25 protein-coding genes are annotated in these 21,455 nt (G+C 67.6%); 14 read left to right on the forward strand and 11 right to left on the reverse strand.

Annotated features, from left to right (window positions below):
• Nucleotides 1-36: 36 nt before the first annotated feature.
• Nucleotides 37-240: a hypothetical protein gene (locus DEU38_RS29055; protein ID WP_114719936.1), complete on the reverse strand. Its 204-nt coding sequence runs from the start codon at nucleotides 238-240 to the stop codon at nucleotides 37-39.
• A gap of 248 nt (nucleotides 241-488) precedes the next feature.
• Here DEU38_RS29055 and DEU38_RS08390 point away from each other — a divergent pair, with 248 nt between their 5' ends.
• Genes DEU38_RS08390 through DEU38_RS08400 form a run of 3 tightly spaced genes read left to right on the forward strand, consistent with a single transcriptional unit; the run spans nucleotide 489 to nucleotide 2,613 of the window.
• A complete protein-coding gene (locus DEU38_RS08390; protein ID WP_114719938.1) occupies nucleotides 489-866 on the forward strand; it encodes a DUF952 domain-containing protein in 378 nt (125 codons plus the stop codon).
• A 34-nt stretch (nucleotides 867-900) separates the two neighbouring features.
• Nucleotides 901-1,383 carry a cation:proton antiporter regulatory subunit gene (locus DEU38_RS08395; RefSeq protein ID WP_114719940.1) on the forward strand — a complete coding sequence of 161 codons (483 nt, stop codon included), beginning with the start codon at nucleotides 901-903 and terminating at the stop codon, nucleotides 1,381-1,383.
• A gap of 24 nt (nucleotides 1,384-1,407) precedes the next feature.
• Nucleotides 1,408-2,613, forward strand: a complete 1,206-nt coding sequence (locus DEU38_RS08400; protein ID WP_114719942.1) for a cation:proton antiporter — start codon at nucleotides 1,408-1,410, stop codon at nucleotides 2,611-2,613.
• Between the two features lie 38 nt (nucleotides 2,614-2,651).
• On the opposite strand, the gene DEU38_RS08405 is transcribed toward DEU38_RS08400, so the two are convergent.
• Nucleotides 2,652-4,034 carry an RNA polymerase sigma factor gene (locus DEU38_RS08405; protein ID WP_114719945.1) on the reverse strand — a complete coding sequence of 461 codons (1,383 nt, stop codon included), beginning with the start codon at nucleotides 4,032-4,034 and terminating at the stop codon, nucleotides 2,652-2,654.
• Between the two features lie 123 nt (nucleotides 4,035-4,157).
• Nucleotides 4,158-4,925 (reverse strand): polyphosphate--glucose phosphotransferase, encoded by a 768-nt coding sequence (ppgK, locus tag DEU38_RS08410; protein ID WP_114720038.1) that lies wholly within the window; start codon nucleotides 4,923-4,925, stop codon nucleotides 4,158-4,160.
• Between the two features lie 111 nt (nucleotides 4,926-5,036).
• On the opposite strand from ppgK, the gene DEU38_RS08415 reads away from it, so the two are divergent.
• Nucleotides 5,037-5,933 (forward strand): inositol monophosphatase family protein, encoded by an 897-nt coding sequence (locus DEU38_RS08415; RefSeq protein WP_114719947.1) that lies wholly within the window; start codon nucleotides 5,037-5,039, stop codon nucleotides 5,931-5,933.
• A 13-nt stretch (nucleotides 5,934-5,946) separates the two neighbouring features.
• Here the strand turns inward: DEU38_RS08415 and cei are convergent, their stop codons facing one another.
• Nucleotides 5,947-6,630 (reverse strand): envelope integrity protein Cei, encoded by a 684-nt coding sequence (cei, locus tag DEU38_RS08420; protein ID WP_114719949.1) that lies wholly within the window; start codon nucleotides 6,628-6,630, stop codon nucleotides 5,947-5,949.
• A 490-nt stretch (nucleotides 6,631-7,120) separates the two neighbouring features.
• Between cei and DEU38_RS08425 the strand changes: the two genes are divergently transcribed.
• Nucleotides 7,121-7,423, forward strand: coding sequence for a DUF4193 domain-containing protein (locus tag DEU38_RS08425; RefSeq protein ID WP_031939713.1), 303 nt, complete (start codon nucleotides 7,121-7,123; stop codon nucleotides 7,421-7,423).
• 22 nt (nucleotides 7,424-7,445) lie between these two features.
• Here DEU38_RS08425 and DEU38_RS08430 read toward each other — a convergent pair whose 3' ends face one another.
• A complete protein-coding gene (locus tag DEU38_RS08430) occupies nucleotides 7,446-8,003 on the reverse strand; it encodes a DUF3093 domain-containing protein (protein WP_397484460.1) in 558 nt (185 codons plus the stop codon).
• Between DEU38_RS08430 and dut the strand changes: the two genes are divergently transcribed.
• Complete coding sequence (dut, locus tag DEU38_RS08435) at nucleotides 7,978-8,520, forward strand: dUTP diphosphatase (RefSeq protein ID WP_114719953.1); 543 nt, start codon at nucleotides 7,978-7,980, stop codon at nucleotides 8,518-8,520. The two genes, DEU38_RS08430 and dut, sit on opposite strands and share 26 nt — an antisense overlap.
• A gap of 2 nt (nucleotides 8,521-8,522) precedes the next feature.
• On the forward strand, nucleotides 8,523-9,362 hold the full coding sequence (locus tag DEU38_RS08440; protein WP_114719955.1) for a DUF3710 domain-containing protein: 840 nt from the start codon (nucleotides 8,523-8,525) through the stop codon (nucleotides 9,360-9,362).
• Nucleotides 9,363-9,372: 10 nt separating this feature from the next.
• Here DEU38_RS08440 and DEU38_RS08445 read toward each other — a convergent pair whose 3' ends face one another.
• Nucleotides 9,373-10,077 (reverse strand): alpha/beta fold hydrolase, encoded by a 705-nt coding sequence (locus DEU38_RS08445; RefSeq protein WP_114719957.1) that lies wholly within the window; start codon nucleotides 10,075-10,077, stop codon nucleotides 9,373-9,375.
• A 136-nt stretch (nucleotides 10,078-10,213) separates the two neighbouring features.
• Here DEU38_RS08445 and DEU38_RS08450 point away from each other — a divergent pair, with 136 nt between their 5' ends.
• On the forward strand, nucleotides 10,214-10,591 hold the full coding sequence (locus DEU38_RS08450) for an OB-fold nucleic acid binding domain-containing protein (RefSeq protein ID WP_114719959.1): 378 nt from the start codon (nucleotides 10,214-10,216) through the stop codon (nucleotides 10,589-10,591).
• A 105-nt stretch (nucleotides 10,592-10,696) separates the two neighbouring features.
• On the forward strand, nucleotides 10,697-11,377 hold the full coding sequence (locus DEU38_RS08455; protein WP_114719961.1) for a DUF3159 domain-containing protein: 681 nt from the start codon (nucleotides 10,697-10,699) through the stop codon (nucleotides 11,375-11,377).
• On the opposite strand, the gene DEU38_RS08460 is transcribed toward DEU38_RS08455, so the two are convergent.
• Nucleotides 11,354-12,010: a TrkA family potassium uptake protein gene (locus tag DEU38_RS08460; protein ID WP_114719963.1), complete on the reverse strand. Its 657-nt coding sequence runs from the start codon at nucleotides 12,008-12,010 to the stop codon at nucleotides 11,354-11,356. The genes DEU38_RS08455 and DEU38_RS08460 overlap by 24 nt on opposite strands.
• Nucleotides 12,011-12,068: 58 nt before the next feature.
• Nucleotides 12,069-12,734: a TrkA family potassium uptake protein gene (locus tag DEU38_RS08465; protein WP_114719964.1), complete on the reverse strand. Its 666-nt coding sequence runs from the start codon at nucleotides 12,732-12,734 to the stop codon at nucleotides 12,069-12,071.
• A 159-nt stretch (nucleotides 12,735-12,893) separates the two neighbouring features.
• Between DEU38_RS08465 and DEU38_RS08470 the strand changes: the two genes are divergently transcribed.
• The 4 genes from DEU38_RS08470 to DEU38_RS08485 all read left to right on the forward strand — a co-directional run bounded on the left by DEU38_RS08470 (nucleotide 12,894) and on the right by DEU38_RS08485 (nucleotide 18,446).
• A complete protein-coding gene (locus DEU38_RS08470) occupies nucleotides 12,894-14,888 on the forward strand; it encodes an APC family permease (protein WP_114719966.1) in 1,995 nt (664 codons plus the stop codon).
• 13 nt (nucleotides 14,889-14,901) lie between these two features.
• Entirely contained in the window at nucleotides 14,902-16,167 is a 1,266-nt protein-coding gene (locus tag DEU38_RS08475) for a class I SAM-dependent RNA methyltransferase (protein WP_114719968.1), read from the forward strand.
• A gap of 165 nt (nucleotides 16,168-16,332) precedes the next feature.
• Nucleotides 16,333-16,815 carry a MarR family winged helix-turn-helix transcriptional regulator gene (locus DEU38_RS08480; RefSeq protein WP_114719970.1) on the forward strand — a complete coding sequence of 161 codons (483 nt, stop codon included), beginning with the start codon at nucleotides 16,333-16,335 and terminating at the stop codon, nucleotides 16,813-16,815.
• The gene (locus tag DEU38_RS08485; protein ID WP_258557740.1) at nucleotides 16,812-18,446 is read left to right on the forward strand and encodes an MDR family MFS transporter; all 1,635 of its coding nucleotides are present in this window, start codon (nucleotides 16,812-16,814) and stop codon (nucleotides 18,444-18,446) included. Before DEU38_RS08480 ends, DEU38_RS08485 begins: the two co-directional genes overlap by 4 nt.
• Nucleotides 18,447-18,517: 71 nt before the next feature.
• On the opposite strand, the gene DEU38_RS08490 is transcribed toward DEU38_RS08485, so the two are convergent.
• Both DEU38_RS08490 and DEU38_RS08495 read right to left on the reverse strand, forming a co-directional pair.
• Entirely contained in the window at nucleotides 18,518-19,348 is an 831-nt protein-coding gene (locus tag DEU38_RS08490) for an ABC transporter permease (protein ID WP_114719974.1), read from the reverse strand.
• Nucleotides 19,345-20,352 (reverse strand): ATP-binding cassette domain-containing protein, encoded by a 1,008-nt coding sequence (locus tag DEU38_RS08495; protein ID WP_114719976.1) that lies wholly within the window; start codon nucleotides 20,350-20,352, stop codon nucleotides 19,345-19,347. Before DEU38_RS08495 ends, DEU38_RS08490 begins: the two co-directional genes overlap by 4 nt.
• A gap of 127 nt (nucleotides 20,353-20,479) precedes the next feature.
• On the opposite strand from DEU38_RS08495, the gene DEU38_RS08500 reads away from it, so the two are divergent.
• Nucleotides 20,480-21,343, forward strand: coding sequence for a glycosyltransferase family 2 protein (locus DEU38_RS08500; protein ID WP_114719978.1), 864 nt, complete (start codon nucleotides 20,480-20,482; stop codon nucleotides 21,341-21,343).
• 29 nt (nucleotides 21,344-21,372) lie between these two features.
• Here DEU38_RS08500 and DEU38_RS08505 read toward each other — a convergent pair.
• Nucleotides 21,373-21,455, reverse strand: an 83-nt coding sequence (locus DEU38_RS08505) for an integrase core domain-containing protein (protein ID WP_147283480.1), incomplete at its 5' end; no start/stop codon positions are given.

Here is a 21,455-nt window from a genome sequence, read left to right on the forward strand (position 1 = left end):
GGGGACGGACGAGCGTCCGCCCGGAGGGCTGACGCGCTAGACGGTCGCCGCAGATGATTCCGAGTCGCTCACGATGGTGGCGTTCATCTCACGAAGACGATCTGCATGCTCGTTGGCGTGGTGCTGGCAGAAGAGAAGCTCTCCTCCACTCGCGAGCACAGCGCGCACGCGGGCTCCTGCGCTGCACCGGTCGCACCGGTCAGCAGCGGTCAACGGGGGGCTGGTCAGTGTTCCGGGCATGACTCCTCCGAACTGGCTGTGGGGTGGTACCCACTGCCTGGGGTCTTCCGCCGCGTCGGGGGTGACGCGGTAGGTCCACTCTGTCAGACGTTCGACTTGATCGGGTTGTTCCCGATACTTCCTCGGTGTGTCCTCACTAACACCCACCGTCCTGAACTCGCACTATGCGTTTCGGGACGATTCGGGTGTTCGCTGACAGCTGAGCGCTGCTCTATCGTTCGGGGCCTCGGCGGCGGAAAGGACGACACATGTCGACACCGGATCAGTCGGAGCAGTTCGCGGGCGGGTCCCTGCTGCACATGTGCAGCAGGGACGAATGGGCGACAGCGCAGCGCCTCGGAGAGCGCGTACCGCCCGGCTTCGACGCGGACGGCTTCGTGCACCTGTCGACGCCCGCGCAGGTGCACCTCCCCGCGAACCGGCTCTTCGCGGGCCGCCGGGATCTGGTGCTGCTGAGCCTCGATCCCGACCGGCTCGGGGCGCAGGTGCGTTGGGAGCCCGGCGTGCCGTCCGACCCCACCTCGATGCGCTTCCCGCACCTGTACGGGCCGCTGCCGGTCGCCGCGGTCGTCGAGGTGACCGACTACCTCCCGGACGACGCCGGAGTGTTTCCGCCGATCGGTTAGCCGTCGGTAGGTGTGTTGGCGCTACCGTTGAGCCATGAACGTGGAAGTGACCCCGCTGCCCGGTATCGGAGTTCGTAAGGATTTCGCGCTCGCGACGGGCCGACGCATCGGTGTGGTCACCCACCGCGACGGTCGTACCGAGCTGATCGTCTCCAAACTCGACGACCCGGATGCGTGCATGGCTTCGATTCCGCTCGAATCCGATGAAGCGTCGGTGCTGGCCAATCTGCTCGGGGCGCCGCAGCTCGTCGCACAGCTGCGGGAGGAGCACCGGGATCTGCCCGGAATCAGCACCCGCCAGATGCCGATCACCGAGAACTCGCCGTGGGATGGCCGCACGCTCGGCGAGACCGCGATGCGGACCCGCACCGGGGTGTCCGTCGTCGCCGTGATGCGCGCCGGTCAGGTCGCGCCGTCGCCCAATCCCGACTTCACCTTCACGGAGGGCGACCTGCTGGTCGCGGTCGGAACGCAGGAGGGCCTCGACCACGCGGCCAAGATCCTCGCGCACGGCTGATCCCGGCTCGGCTACGCGCGCACGATGACCGGAACCTCTCTGGCACTCGTCGAACTCGGCGCTGTGTTCTTCGCGCTCGGTGTCCTCGGTCGACTCGCCGGCCGCATCGGCCTGTCACCCATCCCGCTCTATCTGATCGGCGGCCTGTGTTTCGGCCAGGGCGGATTCATCCAGCTCGGCGACATCGGCGAGTTCAGCCACCTCGCGAGCGAGATCGGCGTCGTGCTGCTGCTGTTGCTGCTCGGCCTCGAGTACACCGCAGCCGAGTTGGTGACCGGGCTGCGCCGGTCCTGGATGGCCGGCGTCGTCGACCTGGTCCTCAACGCGGTTCCCGGCGCGGTGATGGCACTGATGCTGGGCTGGGGGCCGGTCGGGGCGCTCGTGCTCGGCGGTGTGACCTACATCTCGTCGTCCGGCATCATTGCCAAGGTGCTCGGGGACCTGGGTCGTCTCGGCAACCGCGAGACGCCGATCGTGCTGTCGATCCTGGTGTTCGAGGACCTCGCGATGGCCGTGTACCTGCCGATCCTGACGGCGGTCCTGGCCGGCGTCAGCTTCCTCGGCGGGCTGCAGGCGGTCGGCGTCTCGTTCGCGGTCATCACCGCCGTGCTGCTGATCGCGCTGCGGTACGGGAACGTCGTCTCGGCCGTCGTCGACAGCCCGGACCGCGAGGTGTTCCTGCTCAAGCTGCTGGGTGCGGCACTGCTCGTCGCGGGGTTCGCGTCGTCGCTGCAGGTCTCCGCGGCGGTGGGCGCTTTCCTGCTCGGTATCGCGATCTCCGGCTCCACGGCGCGCAACGCGACCCGCCTGCTCGAACCGTTGCGGGACCTGTTCGCCGCGATGTTCTTCGTCGTGTTCGGCCTCAACACGGATCCGACGACGATCCCGCCCGTGCTGCTGCCCGCCATCGCTCTCGCCGTCGTGACGACCGCGACGAAGGTCCTCACCGGATGGTGGGCCGCCGGGCGGCAGGGAATCGGCGTGATGGGCCGGGCCCGCGCCGGAGCGGCGCTGATCGCGCGCGGAGAGTTCTCGATCGTCATCGCGGGTCTGGCCGTGTCCGCCGGTGCGGTGGAGGGCGAACTCGCGGCACTGGCAACCGCCTACGTGCTGCTGATGGCCGTGCTCGGTCCGGTCGGCGCGCGGGTCGCGGAACCGTTGGTCCGGCTGTGGCAGCGACCTCGACCGAACGAAGAAGGGGCCCCGAAGGACCCCTTCCTCACGAACTGACCAGTGCTAGGCCGGTGCTAGGCAAGTGCTAGGCAGTGCTAGTCCAGGTAGTCGCGCAGCACCTGGGAACGCGACGGGTGGCGCAGCTTGGACATCGTCTTCGATTCGATCTGGCGGATCCGCTCCCGGGTCACGCCGTAGACCTGGCCGATTTCGTCTAAAGTCCGCGGCTGGCCGTCGGTGAGACCGAAGCGCAGACGCACCACGCCGGCCTCGCGCTCGGACAGCGTCTCGAGCACCGACTGCAGCTGATCCTGCAGCAGCGTGAAGCTGACCGCGTCGACGGCCACGACGGCCTCGGAGTCCTCGATGAAGTCGCCGAGCTGGCTGTCGCCCTCGTCGCCGATCGTCTGATCGAGGGAGATGGGCTCACGCGCGTACTGCTGGATCTCCAGCACCTTCTCCGGCGTGATGTCCATTTCCTTCGCGAGCTCCTCCGGGGTGGGCTCGCGGCCCAGGTCCTGGAGCAGCTCACGCTGGATGCGGCCGAGCTTGTTGATGACCTCGACCATGTGCACCGGGATACGGATGGTGCGGGCCTGGTCGGCCATCGCACGGGTGATGGCCTGACGGATCCACCACGTCGCGTACGTCGAGAACTTGTAACCCTTGGTGTAGTCGAACTTCTCGACCGCGCGGATCAGGCCCAGGTTGCCTTCCTGGATGAGGTCCAGGAACGCCATGCCGCGGCCCGTGTACCGCTTGGCCAGCGACACCACGAGGCGCAGGTTGGCCTCGAGCAGGTGGTTCTTGGCGCGGTTGCCGTCGCGGGTGATCCAGTTCATGTTGCGGCGATCGGCGGGGGAGGGCTTCTCGCCCTTCTCTGCCATCTCGGCCATCTTGAAGGTCGCGAACAGGCCGGCCTCGATGCGCTTGGCGAGCTCGACCTCCTCCTCCGCGTTGAGGAGCGCGACCTTGCCGATCTGCTTGAGGTACGCGCGCACCGAGTCGGCAGACGCGGTGAGCTCGGCGTCCTTGCGGGCCTGGCGGAGTGCCTCGGACTCCTCCTCGTCCCACACGAAGTCGCCGGACGCCTTGTCCTTCTCGGTGGGCTCGGCGGTCTCCTCGTCGTCTTCCTCGACGACGACGTCCTCGACCTCTTCCTCGACGAGTTCGCCGTCGGCGACGTCGAGATCGGCGATGTCGACGTCCTCGTCCTCGCCGATGTCGTCGCCGCCCTTGGCGGCCTTGGTGGTCGCCTTCTTGGTGGTCTTCTTCGCAGCCGTCTTCTTGGCGGCGGCCTTCTTCGCGGGCGCCTTCTTGGCGGCGGCCTTCTTGGCAGGCGCCTTCTTGGCGGCGGCCTTCTTCGCGGGAGCCTTCTTGGCGGCGGGCGCGCTACCGGTAGTGGCCTCGGCAGTGGATGCAGGGGTCGCTGATTCGGGTGTGGAATCGGCGGTCTGACGCGTATCGGTGGCTGCCACGTACGCCCTTTCGTGACGGTGTCGTGCGGCGTCACGCCAGAGTGGAATTCCGGCGGAGAGGTCTGTCGGGTTTCGCCGACTCACAGTCGGCCGCCATCCATTGTAACGACAGCTTTGAAATTGTTACGGAGCGATGCCCTTTTCCAGGCTGTTCTGCGTGGCCATGGCCGCGCCGACGATCCCCGCGGTGTTGAGGAGTGTGGCGGGAACGACGGGCGTGCGGTTCTCCAGACGGGGGATCCACTTCTCGTGTTTGCGGCTGATCCCGCCGCCCGCGATGAACAGGTCGGGCCACAACAGGTCCTCGAATCGGCACAGCACGCGGGTCACCTCGGCGGCCCACTCCTTGTACGACAGGGACTTGGTGTCCTTGACCGACGACGCGGCACGATGCTCGGCCTCCATGCCGTCGACCTCCATGTGGCCGAACTCCGTATTCGGGAGCAGGACGCCGTTGTGCAGGACTGCCGAACCGATCCCGGTGCCGAAGGTCAGCAGGACGACGACGCCGTCGACGTCCTTGCCGGCCCCGTACCGGTCCTCGGCCAGTCCGGCCGCATCGGCGTCGTTGAGCACCGTGACAGCGCGGCCGCCCAGCGCGGTCGAGAACAGCGTCCGCGCGTCCGTCCCGATCCACGACTCGTCGATGTTCGCGGCGGTCCGGGCGATGCCGTTCGTGACGACGCTGGGCAACGTGACACCGACCGGACCGTCCCAGCCGGCCCGTGCGGCGATCTCGGCGACGGTGGCCGCGACGGCATCCGGAGTCGACGGGTGTGGGGTGGCGATCTTGATCCGTTCCTCGACGAGTTCACCGGTCTCGAGATCGACGAGTGCGCCCTTGATGCCACTGCCGCCGACGTCCACACCGAAGCCGCGAATTCCCACAATGGTCCCCTTCCGCCGAGATGACAGCCTGCGTCGAAACACTAGTTGGTTCCGCCGCGCTCGGTCCCGGGGATACGGGTGGTGGGTGTCTGTGGTCTGTGATGCGATACATCCATGCGCGCCACCGACAGTCCCACGGCTGAATCCAACTCCATCGATCCGGGCGTCCTCCGCCGCACGGCGATCGCGGTCGCCGAGGCCGCGGCAGCGCACGTGCGATCCCGCCGGCCGGAGGTGTTCGGCGTCATGGGCGCTGTGGTGCATGCGGGCGACGGCGACTCGGTGCAGTCCAAGAGCACGCCGACGGACCCGGTGACGATCGTCGACACGGAGACCGAGCAACTCATCCGGGCGCGCCTGGCGGACCTGCGCCCGCACGATGCCATCCTGGGCGAGGAGGGCGGTGGCGAGGAACACGGCGTGGCCGGCACCCGCTGGGTCCTCGATCCGATCGACGGCACCGTGAACTTCCTCTACGGCATCCCGGCGTACTCGGTGTCGGTCGCCGCGCAGGTCGACGGGGTGTCCGTCGCTGGTGCCGTCGTCGACGTCGCCGGGCGCGTGACCTACTCGGCCGCGCTCGGCGGGGGCGCCTCGTTCACCGACGCGGACGGCAACACCGGAACGCTCGCGTGCAACCCGGTGACCGAGGCGTCCTTGGCGCTGTTGGCGACCGGGTTCGGCTACGGCGCGCAGCGGCGCGCGGTGCAGGGCAGGCTGATCGGCGAACTGCTTCCCCGGGTCCGTGACATCCGACGGATCGGATCGGCCGCCCTCGACCTGTGCATGGTCGCGTCGGGTCGGGTGGATGCCCATTTCGAGCACGGGCTCAATCCGTGGGACTGGGCCGCGGGCGCACTCATCGCCAGCGAGGCCGGAGCCCGGGTGCACGTCCCGGCGCCCGACACGCGCAGTGCGGCGGGCGAAGTCGTGATCGCGATGGCGCCCGGCGTGGCCGACGATCTGGAGGCGGTCTTCCGGTCCGTGGGGTTGTTCGACCCGATCCCGTGATCGGTCGGACGGGTCAGCAGCGCGCGGTGCGGGCCGCTGCGAGCAGATCCGGGTCGAGCGGAGCCGGCTCGGTGCCCGCCGGCGGATCCTTCAGTGCGTTGAGGACCTCCGCCGCGTCAGCATTGGGATCGATCTGCTTGGCGAAGTAGGTTCCCAGCGCGAGATCGACGGTGTCGTCGGTGCGCGCGTCCTGGATCAACTCGGCGCACGGCGCGACGAGCCATAGCGCACTCGCGGCGGACAGTCCGTTCGGTCCGAACCGAATCTGCCCGTGGCACTGCAGGTTCTGGTCGACGTATACCGGGTCGTTCCCGACCTGGACGTCGGGTGCGCCCGCGAAACCGTAGTCACGCAGCTGGGTCGCGACGTCTGACGCCTGGCCGCGTTCGCCGTTGGCGTTGAACACGCGGACCTTGGTCGCGGACAGCGCCGCGGGTTCGACATCGAGGAGGGTGCTGCGCCCTACCTTCTCGCCGAGTGGTTGCGGCGTGGGGGCGTCGGCGGCCTTCGGTTTGACCGGCGGATTGCAGTCCACCGTGGTGGCGTACACCTCGGGCTTGGTGAAGATCTGGACCCAGACGACGACTCCGAGCAGCGCCAGCACCGAGATCAACGCGATCACGGGGACCGCGCGCCGGCGACGGAACGGACGGCCCTGACCGTCGGTCGAACTGCCATCGGTGATCAGTGAAACCACGGTGTATGTCGGCCTCTCCGTAGGCGAGCGCGGGCAGTGATCCCGCGAAAGGAAAAGAGTTGGTGTGGTTCCGGCCACCTTCTCGGGTGCCGCCGCCGTCCCGCTGCCCACTGTAGATCCCCGGCCGATCACCGTCCGGCACATGCCCCGTGCAGGAATGTCTCAGCTCGAGCAGTGGTTGGTGACGATTGACGGACAGTTTCCGGCAGTGTCCGGTTCGGTTGCCACTTTTCCTGATGCGTCGGCTATTGTCTGGCGGCCCCAGTCGTGAGAACACACGATTTCGAGAGGGTCCGGCGAGAACGGAAGGTGAGGTGTAGGTCATGTTTTCCGGAGGGCTTTTCGGGCACTTCCGGGCATCCTGCGGCGTTGTTAGTGCCACAGGAATGGATCTGCATCTCTGACGGTTCTCCAGGATCGCCCCACCCCCTGCCAGGGGACGGCGGCCCGGGCACCGGGGATACACGCAAGAGGACGAGGGGAAGAGGAAATGGCAACCGACTACGACGCACCCAGGCGTTCGGAAACCGACGAGGTTTCGGAGGATTCGCTCGAAGAACTGAAGGCACGACGCAACGAGGCGCAGTCGGCAGTCGTCGACGTGGACGAGTCCGACACCGCGGAGTCGTTCGAACTCCCCGGCGCCGACCTGTCCGGCGAAGAACTGTCCGTGCGGGTGGTGCCCAAGCAGGCGGACGAGTTCACCTGCTCGAGCTGCTTCCTGGTTCACCACCGCAGCCGTCTCGCAAGCGAGGAGAACGGCGTCATGATCTGCATGGACTGCGCCGCCTGACGCGAGTCCTGAAGCAGACGGACTAGTCCTTCGGGGCTGTCCCGCGGCCGATGGCGGCCAGCAGTTCGGCTGGCCGCCTCGTGCTCACCAACCAGTAGGGCGTGGGGTCCTCGGGATCGTCGAGGACGATCAGCGCAGTCTGCTTGATCCAGGAACGATTCTGGACGTAGGCGGCCGGATCGAGCTGGCGCCCCATGGCCGCGCTCTTGGCCGACGGCGGAATGGTCGCGGTGCGGGAGATGGCGGAGAGCGGTAGATGCGCCCGACCCACCCGCACTTCACCGTCGGGGCCGTCGAACACCTCGATCCGGAGCCGCGACACCCACAGCAGGGCCCATACCGGGAACGGGAACAGCAGGACGTAGGGCAGCCAGGCGCGGACGCCCGGCGAACCCATATGGATCTCCGCGGCGAGCAGGCCTGCGATGAACAATCCAGCGGGCCACCACCACAACGGCACCCACAGACGCTCCGAATAGATCGGTGCTCGGGCATTGTCGGGCGTGGTCGCTGCGGGCTGAGACGATTCGGACACGTATTCCAGAGTAGTCTCGGTGCACGTGAGCGATCTTCCTGCCATTGCGCTGAAGCGACTGGACCCCGGTATCCCCATTCCCCAGCGCGCGCACGCCGGCGATGCCGGCGTCGATCTGTGCACCACCACCGATGTCACGATCGAACCCGGACGCCGCGTCCTGGTCGGCACCGGTATCGCGGTCGCGTTGCCGATCGGCACGGTCGGTCTCATCCATCCGCGGTCCGGTCTGGCCGCGAAGGCCGGGCTCTCGGTCGTGAACACCCCGGGCACGATCGATGCCGGCTACCGCGGAGAGATCAAGGTCTGCCTGATCAATCACGACCTCGAGACGCCGATCGAACTGCGCCGCGGTGACCGTGTCGCGCAGCTGGTGGTGCAGAGGGTCGAACTGGTCGACTTCGTCGAGGTCGACTCCTTGGACGAAACTGTCCGCGGCGCAGGCGGTTACGGGTCCAGTGGCGGTCATGCGAGCCTCGTCGAGCACAATGCCGATCAGGATATCGACGGTACGGAAGGCCGCCCGCACGAGCTGACGCGGCTGCCGAGGGAAGGGGCCTGATCATGTTCGGACGTCGCAAGAAGAACGAAGCCGACCGGTCGGAGGCCCCAGAGCCTGCGGATCTCGTCGACATCGAGGCTCAGGACGAGGATGCCGAGTTGGACGCGCCCGTCGGCACGCTCGACGGCGGCCCCTACGACGCGACCGATTTCGCGGAAGACGAGGAGCCGGCCGCGACGCGGCTCGATCTCGGCTCGGTCCTGCTGCCGATGCCCGAAGGCGCCCAGCTCCAGGTCGAGATGTCGCCCGAAGGTGCGCCGCAGGCGGTGCACCTGGTCACCGAGCACGGTCGCATCACCGTCTCCGCGTACGCGGCACCCAAGTCGCCGGGACAGTGGCGTGAGGTCGCGTCCGAGCTGGCCGAATCGCTGCGTACCGACAACGCGGAGGTCAGCATCGAGAGCGGCCCGTGGGGCCGCGAGGTGGCCGCGACCACCCCGAATGCCGACCTGCGTTTCATCGGTGTCGACGGGCACCGCTGGATGCTGCGGTGCGTGGTGGCCGGTCCCACCGGTGCGGTGGCAGCCGGCGGCCCGCTCGTCGCGATCGCCCGCGCCGTCCTGCTCGATACGGTCGTCAACCGTGGCGACGAGCCACACCCGGTGCGGACCCCGCTACCGGTGGTTCTGCCGCAGGTGCTCGTCGAACAGCTGATGGCGGCGCACCAGCAGCAGCTGGCGGCCCAACAGCAGGCACAGCTCGCGGCCATGGACCAGGCACACCAGCAGTCCCCGCAGCAGCCCCAGCCGGCGGCGCAGCAGCCTGCGCCGCCGTCCCCGAACGGGTCCGAGCCGCCACGTCGTGGCGAGTCCGGCTCGGCGATGCAGCAGCTCGGTCTCTAGCGCTCCGCGCTCAGCCGATCCGGGTGAGCGCGGCGACGCACGCCTGGCCGAGGACCCCCGGATCCTCGCCGATGTCCTGCAACGCGAGCTCGGTGAGGTCGGCGTTCGGGAGCGTCGCCGCCCACTCTTTCGCCACCGTCAACGGGTGGACGGCGTCGTCGACCGCCGCGGCGATGCCCACGGGCAGTCGGATGCCGGCGAGCGTCGCCGGGTCCGGCGCGTGATACGCGGCGGCCTCCTCCAACGCGGACGGCAGATCGGGCCACTGGCGGCGCCAGGACCGGGCCAGTTCGTCGGCCAGCCAGGGCGGGCTCGACGCCGTCATTTCTGCGGTCACCGCCGCCAGTCCGTGCGCGCGTAGTTGCGACGCGGTGAACGTGGCACTCGCGGCGGCCGGCGCGTCGTGGGGTGATCCGGTCCATGCCGGCAGCGCGGCCATCACCCCGCCGACGCTCTCGGGGTTCTCCGACGCCCACGCCAGGGCCACGGCGGCCCCGATCGAGACACCACCGACCAGGATCCGACCGTGTTCTCGCGCGGCTCGGTCCATCGCGTCGCGGTAGCTGTCGACAACCGCCCGTGGATCCGGTTCGACCGCCGTCGTCGTGACTCCGACCTGCATCAATGCGGGCCGGAAGGCACGGGCCGCGAAATCCGCATCCGACCCGGTCCCCGGGAGTACGACGGCCACTTCGGGCCATGTTCGTTGCTGCATGAATCGATCTTGCACTGCCCGGTTCGCGAGCGTTCAGGACGGCGGTGGGTTTCGGATCACTTTGGGGTTACAGTGGCCCTCGTACAGCCCTATCGCGCGGCGCGAAGATGCGCCGCCATTTGTCCAGGAGCACGCTATGGCCCCCGCCGCGGCAGGTTACTTTCGCCGGCTCACCCGCAGACTCACCGAGGACCTCGAGCAGTTGGATGCCGAGGAGATGGTGGAGACCGCGCAGGCATCGGGCGCCAAGCGCGCCTGTGACTGTGCGCGCGGCGAGGAGGTCACGATCTTCGGCCGCCTCCGCAGCGTCGAAGCGTGTCCGAAGTCCGCGAACGCCAGCGTCCAGGCCGAGTTCTTCGACGGCACCGACCCGGTCACGCTCGTCTGGATCGGCCGTCGACGGATTCCCGGCATCGAGCCGGGCAAGACGCTGATGGTGCGTGGCCGTATCGGCGACCGCGACGGTCAGAAGGTGATTTTCAATCCCTACTACGAACTCCGCGGCGATTCCTGATCCACCGCCGTTGCACTGCACCGCGGCTCGCCGTCGGCACCCGTCGACGGTCCGGTGCCGGACGGGCTTCGACGGCTCGCCGTCGGGATATGGCAGTCTCGTCGCGTGACCGAAACGAAGCAGCAGACGATCCTCGAACAGCTCGGTGGACTCAGCGGGCTGATCTACTCGACGCTGCCGGTCGTCGTGTTCGTGCCGGCGAACAGTCTGTGGGGCCTCGCCCCGGCCGTGTGGACCGCGCTCGGCGTGGCCGCGGCGATCCTGGTGTGGCGAATCGCCCGCCGCAGTCCCGTCCAGCCCGCGATCTCGGGTTTCCTCGGCGTCGGTGTCTGCGCGTTCATCGCCTACCGCACCGGTGACGCGAAGGGGTACTTCCTCTTCGGGATCTACACCAGCCTCGTGTATGCCGCTGCGTTCGTCGTGTCGATCCTGGTTCGGTGGCCGCTGGTCGGTGTGGTCTGGGGTTACCTCAACGGGCACCGCAACGCGTGGCGTGCCCACAAGGGCGCGGTGCGTGCGTACGACATCGCCACCGTCGCATGGGCGGCCGTCTTCGGCGCCCGGTATCTGGTCCAGTCCCAGCTCTACGACGCTGATCAGACGGGGTGGCTCGCGGTCGCACGGATCGGGATGGGCTGGCCCCTCACCGGCCTGGTGCTGCTCGTGACGATCTGGGCCGTCCGTCGCGCGGACCGACTCGTAGAGCCCGCGCCCGATCCGGCCGAACTCGAAGCCGCCGCCGACGGCCCTGCCGCCGACGCGTCAGATATCGATCGCGGCGCGTAGCTCGTCCTCGACCTCGACCGCCGCGACGAACAGCAACTCGTCGCCGCCCTCGACCGGGTCGTCGGGCTGGGGGACGATCACGCGTCCGCCGCGCAGGATCGTCACCAGGGCGACGTCGCGCGGGAGCTGAATCTTGCGCACCGGCTTGCCGGCGAGCGGGGTGTTGTCGGGCAGGGTGATCTCGACGAGGTTTGCCTGACCCTGGCGGAACGTCATCAGTCGAACCAGGTCACCCACCGTGACAGCCTCCTCGACGAGCGAGGCCAGCATGCGTGGTGTGGAGACCGCGACGTCGACACCCCACGACTCGTCGAACAGCCACTCGTTGCGGGGATCGTTGACGCGGGCGACGACTCGCCCCACCCCGAACTCCGTCTTCGCGAGCAGGCTCAGCACGATGTTGGCCTTGTCGTCGCCAGTGGCGGCGATCACGACATCGTAGGTCTCGAGCTGCGCGGCTTCGAGCAGGCTCAGTTCGCACGCATCAGCGTGGATCCACTCGGCCTGCGGAATCACCTCGGGCTCGACGTGCTCGAGCTTGCGTTCGAGCAGCATGACGTGGTGGTTGCTGCGGACGAGTTCGCGGGCGATGGAGCGGCCTACGGCGCCGGCTCCTGCGATGGCCACTCTCATCGGAGGTTTCCAATCGGGTAGTCGATCGAGAAGGGGGTCATTGACCGGTCTCGGGCTGTCAGTCGTCGGACGGCGGGGGATTACCGGCCAGGGCGACGGCCTCGGCGACGGTGCCCGACACCGCGGCAACGTACACCTGGTCCTGGGACTGGATGACGGTCTTGCGGTCGGGGAGGATGCCCGATCCGAAACGGATGATGAATGAGACCCGGGAGCTGGTCGCTGCTTCGAGTTCGGAGATGTTGCGGCCGACCCAGTCCTCGTGGAAGGGCAGTTCGGTCACGACCACCGTGCCGGACGGATCCCGCCACTTCGAGATCTGATCGTCCTGCGCGAGAGCGAGCATGAAGCGGTCGGTGGTCCACGGCACGGTTGCGATGGTCGGGATGCCCAGACGCTCGTACACCGCGGCGCGCTTGGCGTCGTAGATCCGGGCGACGACCCGCTCGACGCCGAACGTCTCGCGGGCCACCCGCGCGGAGATGATGTTCGAATTGTCGCCGGAGGACACCGCCGCGAATGCCTCGGCACGCTCGATGCCGGCACGGACCAGCACGTCGCGGTCGAATCCCATCCCGACGACGGTGTGCCCGGTGAAGTCCGATCCGAGTCGGAGGAACGAACTCGCGTCGCGGTCGATCACAGCCACCTCATGGCCGATCCGGCTCAGTGCGGTAGCGAGGGAGGAGCCGACTCGGCCACATCCCATGACTACTACGTACACCCGTCCACTCCGTTCATCGGATTCGCGCCCGTGCGGGGTGCCGCCGGCGTCGAATCGAACCGTACAGCGCGCGGGGGGAAGAGCAAGTTGCCACTGCCGGAAACGCCGACTTGGGCTCCTGGCTGCTGTGCATTCCCTCGGACGGCTTACGCTTTGGCAGTGTCGAAGGTTTCCACCGCTGCGAAGCGGCTGATTCTGGGCCGGCCGTTCCGGAGCGACAAGCTCGGGCACACGCTTCTGCCCAAGCGAATCGCGCTACCTGTTTTCGCCTCGGACGCGATGTCGTCGGTCGCCTATGCGCCGGAAGAGATCTTCCTGGTGCTGTCCGTCGCGGGCATCTCCGCCTACGCGTATGCGCCGTGGATCGGGCTGGCCGTCGCCGTCGTCATGGCCGTGGTCGTGGCCAGCTACCGGCAGAACGTGCACGCCTATCCGTCCGGTGGCGGTGACTACGAGGTCGCGACCACCAATCTGGGGCCCAATGCCGGTCTGACGGTGGGCAGCGCGCTGATGGTGGACTACGTGCTCACCGTGGCGGTGTCGATCTCGTCCGCGGCGTCGAACATCGGTTCGGCGGTGCCGTTCGTGGCGGAGCACAAGGTGCTGTTCGCGATCGCCGCGATCGTGCTGCTGACGGCGATGAACCTGCGGGGTCTGCGGGAGTCCGGCACCGCGTTCGCGATTCCGACGTACGCGTTCATCGTCGGCATGCTGATCATGCTCGGGTGGGGTTTCGCCCGGGTCTACATCTTCGGCGACGACGTGCACGCGGAATCCTCCGGATTCACTCTCGATGCCGAGGATTCGCACCTGTACGGCATCGCCTTCGCGTTCCTCATCGCCCGGGCCTTCTCGTCCGGCTGTGCGGCCCTGACCGGCGTCGAGGCGATCAGCAACGGTGTGCCGGCATTCCGGAAGCCGAAGTCCCGTAACGCGGCCACCACGCTGCTGCTGCTCGGTACTTTCGCGATCGTCCTGCTGATGGGCATCATCATCCTGGCCCAGAAGATCGGGATCGTGTACGCGCACAATCCGGAGACCCAGTTGATCGGCGCTCCGGAGGGCTACCACCAGAAGACACTCATCGCGCAGCTCGCGGAGGCGGTCTTCTCCGGGTTCCCGGCCGGCTTCTTCTTCATGGCGATCGTCACTGCGCTCATCCTCGTGCTCGCCGCGAACACCGCGTTCAACGGTTTCCCGGTGCTGGGGTCGGTGCTGGCGCAGGACCGCTACCTGCCGCGCCAGCTGCACACGCGCGGCGACCGGCTCGCGTTCAGCAACGGCATCCTGTTCCTGTCGGGCGCCGCGATCGCGTTCGTCGTGGTGTTCGGCGCCGAGGTCACCAAGCTGATCCAGCTGTACATCGTGGGTGTGTTCGTCTCGTTCGTGCTGAGCCAGACCGGAATGATCCGGCACTGGACGAGGCATCTGAAGGCCGAGAACGATCCGGCCCAGCGCCGGCGGATGAAGCGCTCCCGCGTGGTCAACTCGATCGGTCTCGCGATGACGGGTGCGGTGCTGGTGATCGTGCTGCTCACGAAGTTCGCGGCCGGTGCGTGGATCGCGATCGTCGCGATGATCGTGATCTTCGTGGTGATGAAGTCGATCAGGCGCCACTACGACAGCGTCGCGGCCGAACTCGAGGAGCAGGAGTGGGACGGCGTACTGCCGAGCCGCACCCACTCGATCGTGCTGGTGTCCAAGATGCACATGCCGACGATGCGCGCGCTCGCGTACGCCCGCGCGACCCGGCCGGACACGCTCGAGGCCGTCACGGTGAACGTCGACGAGCCCGACACGCGAACGCTCGTCCGTGAATGGGAGAAGAGCGACATCACGGTGCCGCTCAAGGTGATCGAGTCGCCGTATCGCGAGATCACCAAACCGGTGCTCGATTACGTGCGCCGGGTCCGCAGAGATTCGCCGCGCGACGTCGTCACGGTGTTCATCCCGGAGTACGTGGTGGGGCACTGGTGGGAGCAGATCCTGCACAACCAGAGCGCCCTGCGGCTCAAGAGCCGACTGCTGTTCCAGCCGGGTGTGATGGTCACGAGCGTGCCGTGGCAGTTGAGCTCGTCGGAGAAGGTCAAACGCGAACGCGTCGACAACGCACCCGGTGCAAGTCGCCGCGGGTTCGAATCAGAAGGCAAGTGACGGGCGGTACGTGGTGAGTGAGAACTGGACGGGTCTTCGGCTCGCGGTGGAGTTGGGGAATCCCGGCCACGGTGGCTTCTGCGTGGCCCGCCACGACGGGCGGGTGCTGTTCGTGCGCCACGGATTGCCCGGTGAGCGGGTCATCGCGCACGTCACCGAGGATCGTGGCGGTTCGTTCTGCCGCGCCGACGCCGTCGAGATCATCGAGGCCTCACCCGACCGGGTCACGCCGCTGTGCCCGATCTCGGGTCCGGGTGGAGCGGGGTGCTGCGACTTCTCGCACGCCACGCTCGATGCGCAGCGGGCGATGAAGGGGGCGGTCGTCGCCGAGCAGTTGCGCCGGATCGCCGGTCTCGACCTGGAGGTCGTCGTCGAGGAACTGCCGGGCACCGGGCACGGCGCGGGCTGGCGCTCACGCGTGCGCCTCGCGGTCGACACCGTCGGGCGCCCGGGCTTCCACCGGTTCCGCAGCAACGACATCGAGACCTTCCTGGCGTGTCCACAGATCGATGCGTCGGCGTACTCCGGACTGTCCGAGCGGTCGTGGCAGCCCGGAGCGGAGGTTCAGGTGGTGCTCGACGCGGACGGTGAACGCCACGTCGTCGAGATCGCGCCGGCCAAGATCTCGCGGACCGGTCGTCGCAGCCCCGGACGGCGCGGCGCGACGGCGCGCCGGGCGGCGTCGGCGGGCAGTCGCGCCGAGCGGGTCGTCATCGGGTCCGGTCGACCGGTCGAGCGGGTCGGCGACCGGGAGTGGACGCTGTCCGCCACCGGGTTCTGGCAGGCGCATCGGGGTGCGGCACAGACGTATTCGGCTGTCGTGGGGGAGTGGGCGCAGGCGTCGCCCGGCGCCGCCGTGTGGGACCTCTACGGCGGTGTGGGCGTGTTCGCCGCGACACTCGCCGAGCAGGTCGGTGTGACCGGCCGGGTCGAGTCGGTCGAGTTCTCCCGGACCGCGGTGGCCGACGGAGCGGCGGCGCTGGCGGATCTGCCGCAGGTGCAGCTGCACGCGGCGCGCGTCGAACGCGCTCTGCGGGATCTCCCGGCGCCCGAGGTCGTGGTGCTCGATCCGCCCCGAGCCGGCGCCGGACGGGACGTCGTCGCGGCCCTCGCGGCGGCGGGGCCGGACCGGATCGTCCACGTCGGCTGCGATCCGGCGTCGTTCGCGCGTGATGTCGCCCTCTACCGCGAGCACGGCTTCACCCTGGCGCAGGTCCGCGCGTTCGACGCCTTCCCCCTCACGCACCACATGGAGAGCCTCGCGCTCCTCACGCGCTGAGGCGTTCAACACACCCTCCGGCTCGAGCTTCGGAAACGCCCAGGTCAGGGCCGTCGAAGTGCGGTATGTCGCTTTTGCGAAGTAATTGCTTGACGCACGCAACTATGCCTATAGTTGCGTTCTGCAAGTAATTCACCAATCCGTTCAGGGGATTCGGGGTATCCGATGGCCGTTCAGGCTGATACGGCGCAGGCCCTGGTCGACGCGATCTTCCTCTTCGGACGATCGCTGAAGACCGCCATCACCAGCGCTGTCGACGATCCGCTCGCACCCGCGCTCGCCGCGGTGCTGTTCGTGCTGTCGGCGCGGGGACCGTGCCGACAGAACGAACTCGCGTCGGTGCTGTGCGTGAGCCAGTCGGCCCTCAGCCGACAGATGACGGAATTGGTCGACGCCGGCCTCGTCGACAGGCAACCGGACTCGGACGACAAACGGGCATTCCTGGTCCAAGTCTCGGAAAAGGGTGACGAGGTCCTGCGGACCACGAAGGAACTCAGATCCGCGCGATTGCACGGACTGCTCGGTGGGTGGAGCCAGGAAGAAGCGGTGGCGGCGTTGTCGACCATCGAACGTCTCACCGACACGCTCGCCGCCCGAAACGAATCCGCACCGCTAGCTGCAAATCACAGTGGGAGAGCACTTCAATGACGACACCAGTGGGGGAGAGTCGGGCAGGCTCCGGCAACGAGGCGATGACCCACCGCCAGATTCTCGAGGTCCTCGCGGGCCTCATCGCAGCGCTGTTCACCGCGCTGCTGAGCACGACGATCGTCTCGACCGCGCTGCCGACGATCATCGGTGACCTCAAGGGAACACAGACCCAGTTTGCGTGGGTCATCACGACCGCGCTGCTCGCGAACGCAGCGTCGACCCCGATCTGGGGCAAGCTCGCCGACCTGTTCAACAAGAAGATCCTCGTCCAGTCCTCGATCGTGATCTTCGTGATCGGCTCGGTCATCGCGGGCTTCGCGCACAACGTGCCCGTCCTGCTGGCGGCCCGCGTCGTGCAGGGCATCGGTATGGGCGGCCTGACGGCGCTGGTGGTCGCGATCATCGGCAGCATCATCCCGCCGCGTGACCGCGGGCGTTACTCGGGCTACATGGGTGCCGCGATGGCGGTGTCGATGTCCGGCGGTCCGATCCTCGGTGGCGTCATCGTCGACAGCCCGCTCGGCTGGCGCTGGTGCTTCTTCGTGTGCGTCCCGATCGCGGTCATCGCACTGTTCCTGCTGCAGCGCACACTGCACATCGAGACCGAGCGCAAGGAAGACGTCTCCATCGACTGGTGGGGCGCGATGCTGCTCACCGCGGGCGTCAGCGTTCTGCTGATCTGGGTGTCGTTCGCCGGCAAGGCCGACTACTACGACTGGTTCTCCAAGGAGTCCGCGATCTACGTCGGCGTGGGCATCCTGCTGCTCGTCGCGACCGTGATCGTCGAATCCAAGGTGAAGTCGCCGATCATCCCGCTGAAGATCATCACCGAGAAGACGACGGGTCTGGCGATCATCGCATCCATCGCAGTCGGCGTCGGCATGTTCGGTGCCACCACCTTCCTCGGTCAGTACTTCCAGACCGCTCGCGGCCACAGCCCGACGATCGCCGGTGTCCTGACGATTCCGATGGTGATGGGCATGCTCGTCTCGTCGGTGGTCTCGGGTCAGCTCATCTCCCGGTTCGGAAAGTGGAAGCCGTTCATCGTCGGTGGTGCCGGGTTGCTCGTGGTCGGCTTCGGTCTGCTCTCGACGATCGATCACGCGACCAGCCTGTGGCTGATCGGTGTCTACATCGCCATCGTCGGTGTCGGTGTCGGCAGCCTGATGCAGAACCTGGTGCTCGCCGTGCAGAACACCGTCAGTGTCCACAACATCGGCGCAGCCAGTAGCTCGGTCGCGTTCTTCCGGACGTTCGGTGGCGCGATCGGCGTGTCGGTGCTGGGTTCGATCCTCGCGACCCGTGTCTCGACCCTGTCCTCCGAGGGATTCGCGGAGCTGGGTATCGACACCAGCTCGGCGGGCGGCGGCAACCTCGACATCAACGCCCTGCCCGCACCGATCGCAGCCATCATCCGCGCCGCGTACGGCGATGCGACGGGACGGTTGTTCCTGGTGGCGGCCGTGGTCGCACTCATCACCCTGGCCTGCGTCATCGTGATCCCGAACACCCCGCTGCGCAAGACCATCGACATCCAGGAGCCGGCCGATGCCGACAAGTCGGACGAGTCGGGTGTCTCGGATACCGCGGACGTTGCTCGCGACGCGGCTCAGAACGTCAAGGCGTAACTGCCCGAGCACAACGTCGGAGGCCCGCAATCGACACGGTTGCGGGCCTCCGGCGTATCGGGGGTGCTGCTCTACGTCTTGCGGTTGTACAGACGCATCGTCAGCGGGCCGAACACGACGATGAAGCCGGCACACCAGATCAGCACGACGGAGAGCTGACCGAATTCGAACGAGCCCTCGCACAGCGCGCGCAGCGTCGTCACGAGGTGGCTGATCGGATTCACGTCGACGAACGCCTGCAGCCAGCCGGGCATCGTCGACGGGTCGACGAAGATGTTGCTGGCGAACGTCAGCGGGAACAGGATGAACATCGATACGCCCATGACGGCCTGCTCGGTCCGCATCAGCATCGCGAACATCGTCCACACCCACGACAGGCTGAACGAGAACAGCAACAGCAGCAGCACCGACGCGACGACGCCCACGACCCCGCCGGCGGGGCGGAAGCCGAGGATCAGACCCAGGATCAGCACGATCACCGAGGCGATCGTGTAGCGCACGATGTCGCCGAACAGGGCGCCGACGAGCGGCGAGGGACGCCAGATCGGCAGCGAACGGAAGCGGTCGAACACGCCCTTCTCGATGTCCTTGTTCAGGGTCAGCCCCGTGTACATCGTGATCATCACGACCGTCTGCACGAGGATGCCGGGGATCAGGAACTGCACGTAGGCGTCGGTCGAGCCCGCGAGCGCGCCGCCGAACAGGAACGTGAACATCAGCGTGAACATGACCGGGAACATGGTCACATCGAAGAGTTGCTCCGGGACGTGCTTGATCTTGAGCAGCGCCCGCCACCCGAAGGACAGCGACGTCGACAGTGCGTTGGGCCGCGCCGGGCGGGGACCCGGCATCTGCAGGACGTTGCCGACCGCCTGCGCCGAGGTGGTGATGGTGTCGGTCATGACGCGCTCTCCTCGATGATGGCAGTGTCGGCAGTGTCGGCAGTGTCGGCGGCGTCCTCGGCGCCGTGGCCGGTCAGGGCCAGGAACACCTCGTCGAGGCTGGGTTGGCCGAGGGCGAAGGTGGTGACTGCGAGGTTCGCGTCGTCGAGCGCCGCGAGGGCGCGGGCCACCCGCTGCGGATCGTCGAGCCGCGCGGTCAGGGCCGCCGGATCCGATTCGAGGCTCACCGGAACCCCCAGGACCGGTTCGAGGATCGCGGCGGCCTCGGGCCGGCGGGCCGGTTGCGCGACCCGTACGTGCAGGGCCCCGGATCCCACCGACGCCTTGAGTTCGCCGGTGGTGCCCTCCGCGATCACCCTGCCGTGGTCGATGACGGCGATGCGGTCGGCCAGTTGGTCGGCCTCGTCGAGGTACTGCGTGGTGAGCAGGACGGTGGTGCCACCCGCGACCAATGCGCGGACGATCTCCCACACCTGGTTCCGGCTGCGGGGATCGAGGCCGGTGGTCGGTTCGTCCAGGAAGATCAGTTCGGGTGTCACGATGATGCTGGCGGCGATGTCGATGCGCCGACGCATGCCGCCGGAATAGGTCTTGACCTGACGGTTTCCGGCCTCCTCGAGGCCGAAGGCGTCGAGCAACTGCTCGCACCGGGACCGTGCGGCGGCCCGCGAGTACCCGTACAGGCGGCCGAGCAGGATGAGATTCTCGACGCCGGTCAGGTCCTCGTCGAGCGACGCGAACTGACCGGTGAGCGACACCTTGCTCCGGACGGTTTCCGCTTCCGTGGCGACGTCGTGCCCCAGGACACGCGCCGCGCCCCCGTCGAGGGGTAGGAGCGTGGCCAGCATCCGGATCGTGGTGGTCTTGCCGGCGCCGTTCGGGCCGAGTACGCCGTAGACGCCGCCGGCCGGCACCGCGAGATCGACGCCGGCGACGGCGACATTGGAGCCGAAGCGTTTGATCAAGCCGGTCGTTTCGATTGCCAGGTCGGTGTCAGGTTTCATCTGGTCCCCGTGGTCGGTGTGGATGTGGACACAACTCGATCGTTGTCCCAGCCTGTCGGATGCAGGGGCGCGATGCAATCGTTTTTCGTCCCCTGCAGACCCTTCGCGGGTGCGGTATACGGGAGAGATGACTACCGCAGCAACCCTGTCCGTCGTCGTGCCCGCCTACAACGAAGAGAACTACATCGGTGCCTGTCTGGAGGCACTGCTGGTGCAGCAAGCCGATCTTCACGAGATCGTTGTCGTCGACAACAATTCGACGGATCGCACCGTGGAGATCGTCGAGAGTTTCGCGGCGGAACATCCTGTCGTTCGGGTGATCCGGGAGGCGACCCCGGGGACGGTGTACGCGCGCAACGCCGGATTCGAGGCGGCGACCGGGGACGTCGTCGGGCGGATCGACGCCGATACCCGGGTCGAACCGCATTGGGCGCGTACGGTTCTCGAATTCTTCGATCGAGAGGACGCGGCCGCGGTGGGAGCGGTCAGTGGAATCGACGACTCCTACGACTCGCCCTATCGGGCGCTGAAGCGCTGGTATGTCGATCGGCTGGTACGGCGCGGTCGGTTCGGCGGTGAGCAGCGCATCGCAAACCTGTACGGCGCCAACATGGCGCTGCGGAAATCCACGTGGGAGAAGGTCCGCGACGCCTCGAGTTCCGAACTCGACGTGCACGAGGACGTCGATCTGGCGCTGTGCATCGTGCAGGCGGGCGTCGAGATCGCGCAGCTGTCGGACATGCGGGTCGCGATCTCGCCGCGGCGGGCCCTGACGCCGCCGCACGAGTTCGTGCGATACGTGACCGCGGGTGCGAACACCTATAGCCGGCACGACCTGATGAGCGCGCGGATCCGGATTCTGTTGGGGGTCCAGTGGATCGCCCATGCGGGGGCGTACCTCGCTTATCGCCCCTACGACCCGGATCGGGGACGATTCACGTTGCGGCGGTTGATGTTCGGTGGTGGCGCTCGCACCATGCCGGTCGCCTGACCGCCGCCACCGCCTGTTGTACCTGGCCATCAGGTTGGTTGCAGTCGGCTGATCGGTGGGAGTCCTCCGAGTGCGCTGTGGCGTCGTCGAGTGTTGTAGTACTCGAGCCAGG

The organism is Rhodococcus sp. AG1013 (assembly GCF_003350365.1).
Taxonomy (GTDB): domain Bacteria; phylum Actinomycetota; class Actinomycetes; order Mycobacteriales; family Mycobacteriaceae; genus Prescottella.